The organism is Catenulispora subtropica, assembly GCF_039531675.1.
Taxonomy (GTDB): domain Bacteria; phylum Actinomycetota; class Actinomycetes; order Streptomycetales; family Catenulisporaceae; genus Catenulispora; species Catenulispora subtropica.
The window spans coordinates 183,532-197,179 of the sequence record NZ_BAAAQM010000007.1; the positions used below are offsets into that span (position 1 = coordinate 183,532).

The following is a 13,648-nucleotide window of genomic DNA, read 5'->3' on the forward strand; positions in this document are numbered from 1 at the left end:
GCCTGTTCGGGATAGAAGGGATCTATCGCCCAAACCAGGAGAAAGGGTGAACTGTGAGCCGATCGTGCTGCCCACTCCTCGACTCCTAGTACGGCCACACCCAGCCTGAGATCACCGGATCGTCCTCCCCGAACTCCCGCGTGTACTGCCGCGCCTTCAGCCGTGCGTCGAGCAGCGCCTGCCGGACGTGGCCGGCTCGCTCCGACAGACCCGGGACCCGGTCGATCGCGTCGATCGCGAGGTGGAAGCGGTCGATGTCGTTGAGCATCGCCATGTCGAACGGTGTGGTCGTGGTGCCTTCCTCCTTGTAGCCGCGCACGTGCATGTTGTCGTGGTTCGTGCGGCGGTATGTCAGGCGGTGGATCAGCCAGGGGTAGCCGTGGTAGGCGAAGACGATGGGCTTCGACGTCGTGAAGAGGGCGTCGAACTCCTTGTCGGTCAGACCGTGGGGGTGTTCGGCGTTGTCCTGGAGGCGCATCAGGTCGACGACGTTCACCACGCGGATGCGCAGTTCCGGGAAGTTCTGGCGCAGGATGTCCACGGCGGCCAGCGTCTCCATCGTCGGTACGTCGCCGGCGCACGCCATGACCAGGTCGGGTTCCTCGTCCACATCGGTGGAGGCCCAGTCCCAGATTCCGATGCCTCGCGTGCAGTGGGTGATGGCCTCGTCCATCGACATGTACTGCAGCTGAGGCTGTTTTCCGGCCACGATCACGTTCACGTAGTTCCGCGAGCGCAGGCAGTGGTCCGCCACGGACAGCAGCGTGTTCGCATCCGGCGGAAGGTAGATGCGGATGACGTCGGCTTTCTTGTTCACCACGTGGTCGATGAAGCCGGGGTCCTGGTGGGAGAAGCCGTTGTGGTCCTGTCGCCAGACGTGCGACGTGAGCAGGTAGTTCAGCGACGCGATCGGTGCCCGCCACGGGATGTTCCGCGTCGTCTTCAGCCACTTCGCGTGCTGGTTGAACATGCTGTCGACGATGTGGATGAAGGCTTCGTAGCAGGAGAAGAAACCGTGCCGCCCGGTCAGCAGGTAGCCCTCCAGCCACCCCTGGCACATGTGCTCGCTGAGCGGCTCCAGATCACGTCCCTCGACCGACAGGTGCTCGTCATCCCACGGCATCGTGTCCGCGTACCACATGCGCCCCGTGGCCTCGAAGATCGCCTGGAGCCGGTTCGAGGCGGTCTCGTCGGGTCCGAAGACGCGGAAGTTGTCGATCCCCGCGTTGTCCTTCATGATGTCGCGCAGGAACGCCCCCAGCAGTTTGGTCGCCTCCGCGCGCTCGACACCGTGACCCGCCGGATCCACCGCATACGTCCGGAAGTCCGGCATCTTCAGCTCACGCAGCAGAACGCCGCCGTTGGCGTGTGGATTGGACCCCATGCGCCTCGTCCCGCTCGGCGCCAGGGCGGCAAGCTCGGGCTTCAGAGTTCCGGCGTCGTCGAACAACTCCTCGGGTTTATAAGAAGCCAGCCAATCTTGCAGCACCTTCAGGTGGGCGGGATCGGTGTGCACGTCCGCCATCGGCACCTGATGGGACCGCCACGAGTCCTCGACCCGGTTCCCGTCGACCGTCTTCGGCCCGGTCCACCCCTTCGGCGTCCGCAGGATCACCATCGGCCACGCCGGCCGCTTCCCCTTGTCCTTCCCGCCGGCCGCGGCGGCCCGGATTTCGGCGATCCGGTCGAACACCCGGTCCAGCGTCGCCGCCATCATCTGGTGCGCCTCCAGCGGGTCGGCGCCCTCCTCGCTGACGACGGTGAACGGCTCGTACCCGTACCCCCGCATCAACTGCTCCAGTTCCGCCTGGGGGATCCGGGCCAGGATCGTGGGGTTGGCGATCTTGTACCCGTTGAGATGCAGGATCGGGAGGACGGTGCCGTCCCGCACCGGGTTCACGAACTTGTTCGAGTGCCAGGACGCGGCCAGCGGCCCGGTCTCCGCTTCGCCGTCACCGACCACGGCGCACACCACGAGATCCGGGTTGTCGAACGCGGCGCCGTACGCGTGAGCCAGGGAGTAGCCGAGCTCTCCGCCCTCGTGGATCGACCCCGGCGTCTCCGGCGCGACATGGGAGGGGACGCCGCCGGGAAACGAGAACTGCCGGAACAGCTTCCGCATCCCCTCCTCGTCCCGGGTGATCCCCGGGTAGTACTCCGTATACGTTCCCTCCAAATACACATTCGCCAGAACGCCCGGGCCGCCGTGTCCGGGCCCCGCGATATAGATCGCGTCCAGATCCCGAGCCTTGATGACCCGGTTCATGTGCGCGTAGACGAAGTTCAGCCCCGGTGTCGTGCCCCAGTGCCCGAGCAGCCGCGGCTTCACGTCGTCCAAGGTCAACGGCCTCCGCATCAGCGGGTTGTCCAACAGAAAGATCTGCCCGACCGACAAGTAGTTGGCGGCCCGCCAATAGGCGTTGATCGCGGCGAGTTCTTTCGCGGAAAGCGGTCCCCTGGTCCTGGTCACCCGTCCAGGCTAGGTCGGGCCCTGACGACCCGCCCGCCGAGCGCCCCCCGAGCTGCGCCGGACGGGTCACACTGGCATGATCGCACCGTGGAGACTGCGGCGGCACAAGGCTTGTACATCACATCGACCGATGCCGCGAGCGGCAAGACCGTCGTGGCCCTGGGGGTGGCCGAGGCCATGTCCCGCCGTGTCCGCCGGCTCGGGGTCTTCCGCCCGGTGGTCCGCGGGGCCGGCACGGTCGACGACGTCGTCGACCTGATCCGCACGCGCTACCGCATCGAGGAACCGTACGAGGCCTGCGTCGGCACCACCTACGACGCCGTCCACCTCGACCCCTCGCGCGCGGTCGAGACCATCGTCGACCGCTACCGCGCCCTCGCCGCCCGCTGCGAGGCCGTGGTCGTCGTCGGCTCCGACTACACCGACGCCGCCACCAGCACCGAGTTCGGCTTCAACGCCACCGTCGCGGCGAACCTCGCGCTCCCGGTCCTGCTCGTGGTCGGCGGCACGGACCGGACGGCGCAGGACGTCGCCTCCGTCGTCCGCGTGTCCCGCCAGGAGCTGACGCGGCTGCACGCCACCGAGCTCGCGGTCGTCGTGAACCGGGTGGCCGCCGGCCAGGAGGAAGCCGTCCTCCGCGAAGTGACCGCGGTCTTCGGCCTGCCCGCGACGACCGCCTCCGGACCGCCGGCGACGACCCCGCCTCTCGTCTTCACCATCCCGGAGGTGCCCAGCCTCACCGCGCCCACGATCCGCGACCTCGTCCGCGCCGCCGACGGAATCCAGATCGGTGGCGATCCGGCCCTGCTCGACCGCGAGGCGGCGAACCTCGTCGTCGCCGCGATGTCCCTGCCGAACGTCCTGGACCGCCTGACCGAGGGCGTCGCCGTCATCGCGCCGGGCGACCGCACCGCGGGCCTGGTCCCCGGGCTCCTGGCCGCGCACGAGGCGCCGAACTTCCCGGCCTTGTCAGGGGTCTTCCTCACCGGCGGCTTCACACTGCCCGCCAGCGTCTCCCGCCTCCTCGAAGGCGTGCACTCGCCGCTGCCCGTCATCGCCACGTCGCAGGACACCCTGCCCACCGCCCTGCACCTGGCCGCGGTCCGCGGCGAGATCACGGCCGACCACCCCGGCAAAGTGGAGACGGCCCTGGGGGCCTTCGCCCGCGGCGTGAACACGTCCGAGCTCCTGGACCGGCTGAACGTCACCCGCTCCGTGGCCGTCACACCCCTGATGTTCCAGTCCCAGCTGCTGGAACGCGCCCGCTCGCAGCGCCGCCGCATCGTCCTCCCCGAAGGCACCGACGACCGCATCCTCCGCGCCGCCGACATCGTCTCGCGCCGGGGAGCGGCCGACCTGACGGTCCTCGGCGACGAGGAGAGGCTCCGCACGCGCGCCAACGCCCTCGGCTTGGACCTCTCGAAGGTCCGCGTGGTCAGTCCGGCCGATCCGGAGCTCGTCGAGGAGTTCGCCCACGAGTACACCCGCCTGCGCGCCCACAAGGGCATGACCCTGGACAAGGCCCGCGACCTCGTCCAGGACGTCTCCTACTTCGGCACGATGATGGTCCACACCGGCCGCGCCGACGGCATGGTCTCCGGCGCCGCCCACACCACCGCCCACACCATCCGCCCGGCCTTCGAGATCATCCGCACCGAACCCGGCGTCTCCGTGGTCTCCAGCGTCTTCTTCATGCTCCTGGCCGACCGCGTGCTGGTCTACGGCGACTGCGCCGTCGTCCCCGACCCGGACGCCGCGGCGCTCGCCGACATCGCGGTCTCCTCGGCCCGCACCGCCGAGGCGTTCGGGGTCCAGCCGCGCGTCGCCATGCTCTCCTACTCCAGCGGGGAATCAGGATCCGGTGAAGACGTCGAGAAGGTCCGCGAAGCCGCGAGGATGGCCCGTGCCAAGGACCCGGACCTCCCGCTCGAAGGCCCGATCCAGTACGACGCCGCCGCCGACCCGGACGTGGCCGCGCTCAAACTCCCCGGCAGCGCCGTGGCCGGCCGTGCCACGGTGTTCATCGTCCCGGACCTCAACACCGGCAACAATCTCTACAAGGCCGTCCAGCGCAGCGCGGGCGCGATCGCGGTCGGCCCCGTCCTCCAGGGTCTGCGCAAGCCGGTGAACGACCTCTCCCGGGGCGCCCTGGTCCAGGACATCGTCAACACGATCGTCATCACAGCGGTGCAGGCGCAGGGTGACGGGCTGCGGAGCACGGAAAAGAGCGGGCAGTGAACCAGGTCCTCGTCCTCAACTCGGGCTCGTCGTCGATCAAGTACCAGCTCCTCGACATGGCCGACCGCAGCCGGCTGGCCGTCGGCATCGTCGAACGGATCGGCGAACCCGGCGGCAGCGCCTCCGACCACGCGGCCGCGATGCAGGTGGTGCTCGGCGAACTGGCGGGCACCCTGGACCGCTCCGCGCTGGCGGCGGTCGGCCACCGCGTCGTCCACGGCGGCGACCGGTTCCGCGGTCCCACCCTCATCACCGACGAGGTGTGCGCCGCCATCAAGGAGCTGATTCCGCTGGCGCCGCTGCACAACCCGGCGAACCTGATGCTGATCGAGGTGGCGCGCAAGACGCTCCCCGACACCCCGCAGGTCGCCGTCTTCGACACCGCGTTCCACCAGACGCTGCCCGCCGCGGCCCACACCTACGCCGTCCCCGCCGCCTGGCGCGAGGACCTCGGCGTCCGCCGCTACGGCTTCCACGGCACCTCGCACCAGTACGTCTCCCGCCGCGCCGCCGCACTCCTCGGCCGCCGCCCCGAGGAGGTGAACATGATCGTCCTGCACCTCGGCAACGGCGCCAGCGCCTGTGCCGTCCGCGAGGGCAGGAGCGTCGACACCTCCATGGGCATGACCCCGCTCGAAGGCCTGATCATGGGCACCCGCTCCGGCGACCTGGACCCCGCGGTCTGCGCCTACATCGCCCGCCGGACCGGCCGGGGCGCGGAGGAGATCGACCTGACCCTGAACAAGTCCAGCGGCCTGCTGGCGCTCGGCGGCAGCAACGACCTGCGCGACGTCGAGGCGGCCGCGGCCAAGGGCGACGCGAACGCCCAGCTCGCCCTGGACGCCTACTGCTACCGCATCCGCAAGTACATCGGCTCCTACCTCGCCGCCCTGGGCCGCGTGGACGCCGTCGTGTTCACCGCGGGCGTCGGCGAGAACTCCGCGACCGTCCGGGCGGGCGCCGTCGCAGGGCTGGAACACCTCGGCATCTCGATCAGTGCGAAGCGCAACACCGCCGACTCCAAGGAGGAGCGCTACATCTCGCCCTACTGGGCCGAGACGGCGGTCCTGGTCGTGCCCACCGACGAGGAGATCGAGATCGCCGGCCAGGCCCTCGCGCTCGTCGGCGGAGAGCCTGCCGCACACACCTCCCCGTAAGGCATCATGGTCCTGTCGGAACAGGCAGGATCAGGCGTTTCACGGTGGGAGGCGGGAAACGGGGGCGATGACCATCGGGGCCGACGACACGACCACACCCCTGTCGGTCCCCGCCGCAGCCGAGCGGGTTCTGGACCTCACCCAGGCCGCCCGGCCCGAAGACCTGCCCGTGATCCTGGGCGCCCTGACCGCCACCGAACTCGCCGCCGGCGTCGCCCGCATGGGCCGCCGGCTGCCCGAGCCGGTCGTCGACCACGTGATCGAGCACGGACCGCCCGGGGCCCGCCGCGCCCTCGCCTGGCAGTTGCGTCTGCCGCTGCGCCACGCCGGCGTGCTCGGCTACGACACCGCCCGCCGCAAACTCCTGAGGCTGGCCGACCCCGAGGTCGACCGCGCGCTGTTCGGCCGCCTGGACCAGGTCGGCGTCGCCTGGGTCCGCGCCGCCATCCTGCGCGACCGCACCGGTCCGGACGGCGAGGCGATCATCCCGCCGGACCTGCGCGCGAAGCTCGTCGCCTTCCTGGACACCGCCGTCCTCCCACGCTCACCGGCCGATCTCGCCGACACCGACACCGGCGACCCCGACTTCGAACTGCTCCGCGTTCTGGCCGGCGCACGAGACCAGGCCCTGGCGCTCCCCGCCGCTCGGATACTCGGCCTGGCCGAGCCGATCCCCAGCCGGCGGCCCGGCTGGCGCGACCAGACCTGGGTGCAGGGATGGGACCGCCCCGGCGTCGGCTCCCGTTCCTGGGCCCTGGACTGGGACGAGATCCTCGACCTCGCCGCCGGCCACCGCGACGTGGCCGGCGACCGGGGACGGTTCCTCGGCCACGTCAAAGGGCTCGACGAAGCCGCCGCGCGCGAGGACATCCCGGAGGACGTGCGGCAGAGCCTGCTCGCCCGCTACCCGCAGGCCGCCTGGCACGCCGGCGCGCCGGACGTCAGGACGCTGCGCCGGATCCCGGCGGCCCTGAAGGCCCTGGAGCCGGTCTGGGGCGAGGTCGTGGAGGAGCCCGAGTTCCGCCTCGCGATCAGGCTGCTGATCATCAGGGGCCTCAGTCTCGGCACGCTGACCGCCGCCGAGGTGCTGGAGCACGCCGTTCCCGCCAGCGCGGTCCTGGACCTGGCCTGGCGTGCGGGCGACGGCGTCGTCGCCGCCTCGCGCGGGCGCTCCGATCTGGCGCGGGAGCTGCGCCGGCGGCTGCGCGAGCGCATCGGCCGCGACGACATGCTCTGGTACACGCTGCTCGTCCGCTCCTTCATGTGGTCCGGGACCGTCGCCGAGCTCATCGACTCCGTCGCCGACCTCGGACCGGACAACGCCATGCCGCCGGAGGAGAGCGCGGTCGACGGCGACAGCGCGAACGTGCTGATGGTCTTCGCGCCGCGGACCGTCGCCGAGGAGTTCCTCGGCGACGACGACGACGTCCTCACCCCGGAGCAGGTGTTCCTCCTGCACCACCGGCCGCTCGCGCCGGGGCTGATCGACCGCGCCCTCGACCCCGGCGCCGGGCCCGACGCGCTGGGCGCGTTGCTCCGCAACCCCGCCACACCCGCCTCCGCGCTGCGGCGGCTGCTGCACAACCCCGTCGATCCGGTCGCCACCCGGCTGAGCCTGCTGTGCCTGTGCCTGGACCCGGACATCCGGTACGCGGCCCTCGAACTGCTGGAGAAGCAGGGCGTCGCCTGGGCGCAGATCACCCACTTCGTCAAGAACCTGGGCGAGGCGAACGTCTACCGGCTGGTCGCCGCCGCCCCGACCGCCGAGCGCCTGCACTTCCTGCTCCGCAAGTTCGGCCGGTATCTGGGGCCTGACACCACCGCGCTGCTCTTCGGCCGCCTCGCCGCCGAGGCCGGACCCGAGCCGGTCTGGGACGTCGCGACGTTCCTGGACGGAGCCGTGGACGCGGTCGACCCCATGGTGCGCGCCTCGATGGTCCAGGCCGATGCCGAGCCGCTGTTGCGGGCTGCCGAGATCGCCGCGGCCCGGGATCTGCCGGGGGTCACCATCCCGGATCCGAGGACGGACCCCGTGCCGCATCCCGACGATCCGTCGCGGTGGCCGTTGGAGGACGCGGTCCGGCGCCGTCTCGACGGGCGGCCCGAGCGGTGGCAGGCCGTGGTCCGTCGGCTCATGAGCGTGGGACCGCTGGACTATCCGGGACTCGCCGCGCTGGTCGAGATGACCGTGGCCGAGATGCCCGATGCTTCGGACGGCGTCGACGACGCCGACGACGGCGAGTACACCGGCGACGGCGACGGCGAGTACACCGACTACGGCGACGGCGACGGCGACAGCGACAGTGACAGTGACAGTGACGACTATGACGACTATGCGGGCGCTGCCGAGTCGGCGGGGGAGGACCGGTGACCGTCCCCGCCCCCGACGACCGCCGCCGCGCGCTGACCGACCGGCCGCCGACCTTCCCGTCGCACCCGACGATCGACGACTACGAACGGTCCGCCGCGTACTTCCGCACCACCCGCGCCGACCCGGCGAAAGAGTTCGGCTACCTGCGCGAGCTGGCGATGGCCGGCTGCCGGCTCGGCACCATCCGGCCCGCCGACCTCGTGCGGCGGGTGCGGCCGGCGGCGGTTCCCGTGACGATGCTGATGGAAGCCGACCCGGACCTCGCGGGCGCGAGCGCGGCGGTGGTGCGGGCGATCCTGCGGGGCGACGGCGCCGGCCCGCGGTATTGGGCGCGGATGATCGGCGACATCGAGAAATGGCGCGGCTCGCTGGCGGCGCTGGTGAAGGGCAGGGCGGAGCCGGAGGAGCGGCGCGGCGCCGCGTTCGGTGCCCGGCGGCGCCCGGCCCGCCGCGAACCGGCCGGGCCGGCCGTCGAGGGTCAGCGCTGGCGGGCCGCGAACGTGATGCTGGCGCTCGCACCGCCCCTGGCCGCGCGGGCGTTCCTGGCGTCCGGCGCGACGATCCGCACCAACCCCACCGACGGCGAGCTCACGACGCTGCGCGAACGCGCCGAACTGATCCTGGGGATGACGGCCCACGCCCCGCTGTGCCGCGAACTCGCCGAGCACGCGTTCGGCTCGCTCGGCGACCTGGCGCTGCGCGTGCGGCTGGCCGCGAACCCGTTCACCCCGGACAGCGTCCTGGCCCGCCTGCTGGACCAGTACGGCACCGAGCCGGAGATCCTCGACGCGATCCGGGTGCACGAGTACGCCGGCGGTGCGGTCCGGCGCCAGGCATTCCTGGCTTTGCTCGACGATCCGCGCGCGGTCGGGCAGGCACTGCAGCGGCTCGTGACCCTGCGCGGCGACGCGCCGTTCCTGGCGATGGTGGACGCGGCCTCCGAGCAAGACGTGGCCTGGGTGCGCGCGGTGGTCCGGTCTGCGGGCCCGGCGGTGGGGGACGAGGCGCGGCTGGCGGCGTACGTGCGGTTGGCCGAGATGTCCGCGGCCGAAGTGGTGTGGGCCGTGGAGCTGGAGCGGGCCGGGTCGCTGGAAAGGATGATGCCGCAGGTGCGGGAGTCGATGCTGGCCGGGACGGCGGACGCGTTGCTGGCGGCTGGAGCGGCTGGAGCGGCTGGAGCGGCTGGAGCAGCAGGAGCAGGAACAGGAGCAGCGGGAGGTGTGTCCTCGGCGGCTCGCGCCGATGGCGGCGGGGCGGGTACCGGCCCGGGAACGGCCGCGGTGCCGGGCGGCGCCGCGATCGTCGGGCTCGACGAAAGCTGGCGCCGTCGGCCGGGGGCGAGCGGAGCCCTGCCGTTCGTCCCCGTGCGGCCCGGTGACACGGCCCGGGCCAGGCGCGCCGAGGACGCGGCGGTGGAGATGCAGCGGTGGCGCACCGACGCCGTGCTGGACGATCCCATCCCGTGATTCCGATCCGGTGATTCCGTAATGGGAAAACACTCGTCGCAGAGCGCATACCGATGCCAGCATGGCGGGATGCGGGCCTTCTATGACGAACTGGCGGACGACTACCACCTGCTATTCCGTGACTGGGACGGCAGCATGGACTATCAGGGGTCGGTGTTGTCGGCGCTCATCGAGACGTACGGCGGCCAGGCACCGCGCCGGGTGCTGGACTGCTCGTGCGGGATCGGGACACAGGCCATCGGCCTGGAAAAGCTCGGCGACGACTTCGAGGTGACCGGCACCGACCTCAGCCCGCGCGCGGCGGCGCGGGCGCGCCGGGAGGCGGCAGCCCGCGGGTTCGTTCTGCCGACCGCGGCCGCGGACATGAGAGCCCTGCCGTTCCGCGACGCCACGTTCGACGTGGTGCTCAGTGCCGACAACTCGGTGCCGCACCTGCTGACGGCCGCGGCGGTGGCCGAGGCGCTGGCGGCGATGCGGCGCGTACTGCGCCCGGACGGCTTGCTGCTGCTGACGATCCGCGACTACGACGCCCTCCGGCGTCAGCGTCCCGCGTCGACGCCGCCGCAGGTGTCAGAGCGGGAAGCCGGGCGCGCCATCGCCTTCCAGTTGTGGCACTGGCACCCCGACGGCGAACGCTACGACCTGGAGCACTTCCAGCTCGTCCCGGCCACCGGCGACACGTGGGACGTGCGGGTGCGGCGCGCGACGTATTGGGCGCTGGCCCGCGCCCAGCTCGCGGGGTTCGCGGAGGCGGCCGGCTTCGTGGAGGTGAAGTGGCACGAGCCTGAGGACACCGGCTACTACCAGCCGGTGCTCACCGCGCGGCGGTGAGATCCGGCCTCATCTCTCCCAGAAAGCCCGCCGCACCCGCAGCAACCAGTCCTCGACGGCCTTCGCGTCGGGCTCGTCGGGCAGCACGCTCCGCGCCGTCGCGAACCGCTCCTCCGCCTCGGCCATGAACGGCCGCGCCGCCTCGGGGTCGGCCGCGACGCGCTCCCCGAAGGCGCGGAAGCGCTCCGGATCGGTGAGGCGGATGGTGACGTGACCGGTGGTGTAGAGCTCGTAGCCTTGCTCGACCAGGCGCATCAGATGCCGCGCGTGCTTGGCGATCTTCGGGGCGGTCCACGTCGGGTCGCGGGAGAGCAGTTTGCGGAACTGCTGGGTGGCGTAGCCGAGGTAGGCGTCGTGGACCCGGCCCGCGGACAGGAACGACGTGCGCAGTGCGACGGCCTCGTCGCCGAGTGGGGAGCGGACCTCGTACAGGTCGTCCGGGAGCCACAGCAGCTCCGAGGCCGTCGGGTTCCCGCCCAGCGCCAGGCGGGCCAGCTTCGCCGCCTCGTGGAAAGTCACGTCCGGGTGAGTGGTGACCTGGCTCTCGCGCGGGGTGTGCAGTCCGAGCAGGGACAGGGTGGGGAGGGCGAACATGCCGAGGCGGTCGACGTCCGAATCCGGGCCGGCCAGGCCGTAAGCCGTCGAACCGACCACGCCGGACAGCAGCACCGTGCCGTCGGTCAACAGTTCCATCGCGCCCCCCGAACCCTGTCCATGCCTGGTCGGGTCACGGTAACAGGTCGGCCCTCCTCAGCCGGCCTTACTTTGCGGTGAGTGGAACCGTCAGGATGGTCCGGTACGTCGCCAGGTCGCCGGCACCGACCGTGTAGAGCGCGTTCGGGTCGGTGCCCAGCACGGTCCCCGGCTTCGGCAACGGCTTGGGCGTGCGGTATCCGGCGAAGACCATGGTCGCGCTCTTGCCGTCCTTGCCGAGCACCACTTGCGGACCGTAGATGCGGCCGCTGTAGTACAGCCCCGGCGAGGTCTGCGGGAACGTGGTGTCGGCCGAGAGCAGCGGGTTGCCGAAGCCGTTGACGATCTTCCAGTTCACGCCGTCCTTGCTGGTGGCGTAGCCGATGTAGTGGAAGCCGTCGCTGTCGCCGTCGTAGCAGTTGCCGGCGCCGTAGAACAGGCCGTAGGTGCCGTCAGGGTTCTTCACCACGGTGCCGGACGGGCTGACGAACCGGGTCGCGTCCGGGCCGGCGTCCTTGTTGTCGCCCAGTCCGTTCACCGGGCCGCGGTCGGTGAAGTGGACGCCGTCGTGCGTGGTGGCGGTGCGGACGGTCGCCAGGTCCTCGTTGTTGCCGTACAGCGGTGCCTTGTTCTTGCCTTCGCCGATCTTGGCCAGTGTGGCGTAGGGGACGTTGCACGCGCCGGGCTGCGTGGGGCTCGTGAAGTAGTCCTTCTGCTTCTGCACGTAGAGCACGGTGACCGTGTAGTCGTCCTTGCTCGGGAGCACGCCGAGGATGCCGTCCGGGGACAGCAGGCCGGTGGTGGCCTGCGCGTCGGCCGGGACGACCGCGTAGGTGGTGGCCGTCGCGCCCGCCGGGGCCGTGCCGCTGCCGCCGGAGCAGCCGGTGAACGAGGTCGCCGTGGCGCCGGTGCAGCGCACGTCGACGACACCCTCTGAGGTCTTGACCCGGACCGTGCCGGGGATCTCGAACTTCGAGGTGTCGGCGGCCGGGAGCGTCGCGGCCGGCAGCGTCACCGCGGTGGTCAGCTTCGTGCTCGCCCCGGTGCCGACCGGCTCGGCGGCGGGCAGTGTGGCCAGCGGATGCTCGGAGGCGGCGTCGATGCGGTGCACCAGCAGCTGCGATCCCGCGGAGTCGGCGGTGGGCCGGGAGAGCGTGTAGAGGAGGTCCTTGCCGGCCATGTGCAGCACGGTCGGGTGGCCCTGCCCGTCGTCGTTCAGGGCGTCCGACGGGCACTGCCCCCGGTTCGACTCCAGCGCCTGGCCCTCAGCGGTCCAGGTGCGGCCCCCGTCGTCGGACCGGGCCGCGAGCACCGCCTCGTCGGTGTCCTTCGGCCGGTAGTCGAAGAAGCCGCGCAGGTGCCGGCCCTGGCCGACGACGTTCGGGAAGTACGCAGGCTGGAACAGCTCGGCGCCCGGATTGCGGGTCACGGCGCCGGTGGCGTCACAGTAACCGGAGGTCGGATCCCCGTAGGTGGCCGGGCCCTGCCCCAGCGTCCAGGGGCCGCCCTTCAGCGTCGCCGGCGCCACCGCGCCGGACAGTGACCAGGTGGTCGGTCCCCCGTGATGCCGGCCGGACGCCAGAGCGGTGGCGGGCAGCAGGACTGCGATCCCCACGGCCAGCACGATCGCCGATACCGCCAGCCGTCGCTTGGACGCGAGATAGATTCTCATGCAGCGGATTTGTACAGTCCTTGGCCTCAACGCCGGTGAACGGCGGCTATATCTGACGCGCATTCACGTGAACTCTTTGCTAGGAAGGGTCCATGCGCATTCGATCAGGTGGCCGGGACGACGTCCCCTTGCTCATGGCCTTCGGCGACGAGGCCGTGGCCTGGATGAACTCCCGCGGCAACACCCAGCAGTGGGGTACCGAACCGTGGACCGGCAACGCGAAACGCGAGGAAGGCTTTCTGGCCCGGGCCGACACCGGCGGGATGCGCATCCTGGAGGACGAGGACGGGACGCCGCTCGGCGCCATGGTGATCACCGAGCAGCGGCAGGAGTACGTCCCGGCGGTGGACGAGCGGGAGCTGTACGTCAACTTCCTGATCTCTTCGCGCCGCCATTCCGGGCGCGGGGTCGGCCGCGCCCTGATCGAACGGGCCAAACAGGAGGCGGCTGAGCGCGGCATCGATCTGATCCGCGTCGACTGCTGGGCCGGCGAGGAGGGGAACCTGGTCAAGGTTTACGAGAGCTATGGGTTCACGCGGGTGCAGGAGTTCAAGGTGGGGGAGTGGCCCGGGATGCTGCTGGCGATGCGGCTTTCGGAGTCGCCTGTGGGGGAGCGGGCATCGGGGGAGCGGCCTGCGGGCGGCTAGTGTCCTGCGCCGGAAATCCGGTGCCCGACGGCTGAGGCGAGCTTGTCTTGTGAAGGTGATGGAAATCGGCTTCAGGGGCGGGCCTGGCAAGCCGGATGAACTG

At 71.2% G+C, this 13,648-nt stretch carries 9 protein-coding genes; 6 read left to right on the forward strand and 3 right to left on the reverse strand.

The genetic code is table 11. The annotated features are described in order from the left end of the window. Positions 1–85: 85 nt before the first annotated feature. Entirely contained in the window at positions 86–2,470 is a 2,385-nt protein-coding gene (locus ABD466_RS09115) for a phosphoketolase family protein (protein ID WP_344656516.1), read from the reverse strand. 87 nt (positions 2,471–2,557) lie between these two features. Here ABD466_RS09115 and pta point away from each other — a divergent pair, with 87 nt between their 5' ends. The 5 genes from pta to ABD466_RS09140 all read left to right on the forward strand — a co-directional run bounded on the left by pta (position 2,558) and on the right by ABD466_RS09140 (position 10,533). Then, a complete protein-coding gene (gene pta, locus ABD466_RS09120) occupies positions 2,558–4,708 on the forward strand; it encodes a phosphate acetyltransferase (protein WP_344656517.1) in 2,151 nt (716 codons plus the stop codon). Next, positions 4,705–5,865: an acetate/propionate family kinase gene (locus tag ABD466_RS09125; protein WP_344656518.1), complete on the forward strand. Its 1,161-nt coding sequence runs from the start codon at positions 4,705–4,707 to the stop codon at positions 5,863–5,865. Before pta ends, ABD466_RS09125 begins: the two co-directional genes overlap by 4 nt. Positions 5,866–5,932: 67 nt before the next feature. Beyond that, a complete protein-coding gene (locus ABD466_RS09130; protein WP_344656519.1) occupies positions 5,933–8,236 on the forward strand; it encodes a hypothetical protein in 2,304 nt (767 codons plus the stop codon). Further along, a complete protein-coding gene (locus tag ABD466_RS09135) occupies positions 8,233–9,702 on the forward strand; it encodes a hypothetical protein (protein ID WP_344656520.1) in 1,470 nt (489 codons plus the stop codon). Before ABD466_RS09130 ends, ABD466_RS09135 begins: the two co-directional genes overlap by 4 nt. A gap of 69 nt (positions 9,703–9,771) precedes the next feature. Then, entirely contained in the window at positions 9,772–10,533 is a 762-nt protein-coding gene (locus ABD466_RS09140) for a class I SAM-dependent methyltransferase (protein WP_344656521.1), read from the forward strand. A gap of 9 nt (positions 10,534–10,542) precedes the next feature. Here ABD466_RS09140 and ABD466_RS09145 read toward each other — a convergent pair whose 3' ends face one another. Both ABD466_RS09145 and ABD466_RS09150 read right to left on the reverse strand, forming a co-directional pair. After that, positions 10,543–11,226 (reverse strand): nucleotidyltransferase domain-containing protein, encoded by a 684-nt coding sequence (locus ABD466_RS09145; protein ID WP_344656522.1) that lies wholly within the window; start codon positions 11,224–11,226, stop codon positions 10,543–10,545. A gap of 67 nt (positions 11,227–11,293) precedes the next feature. Beyond that, on the reverse strand, positions 11,294–12,898 hold the full coding sequence (locus ABD466_RS09150; protein WP_344656523.1) for a glycoside hydrolase family protein: 1,605 nt from the start codon (positions 12,896–12,898) through the stop codon (positions 11,294–11,296). Between the two features lie 92 nt (positions 12,899–12,990). Here ABD466_RS09150 and ABD466_RS09155 point away from each other — a divergent pair, with 92 nt between their 5' ends. Continuing rightward, positions 12,991–13,545, forward strand: coding sequence for a GNAT family N-acetyltransferase (locus ABD466_RS09155; protein ID WP_344656524.1), 555 nt, complete (start codon positions 12,991–12,993; stop codon positions 13,543–13,545). Positions 13,546–13,648 lie beyond the last annotated feature (103 nt).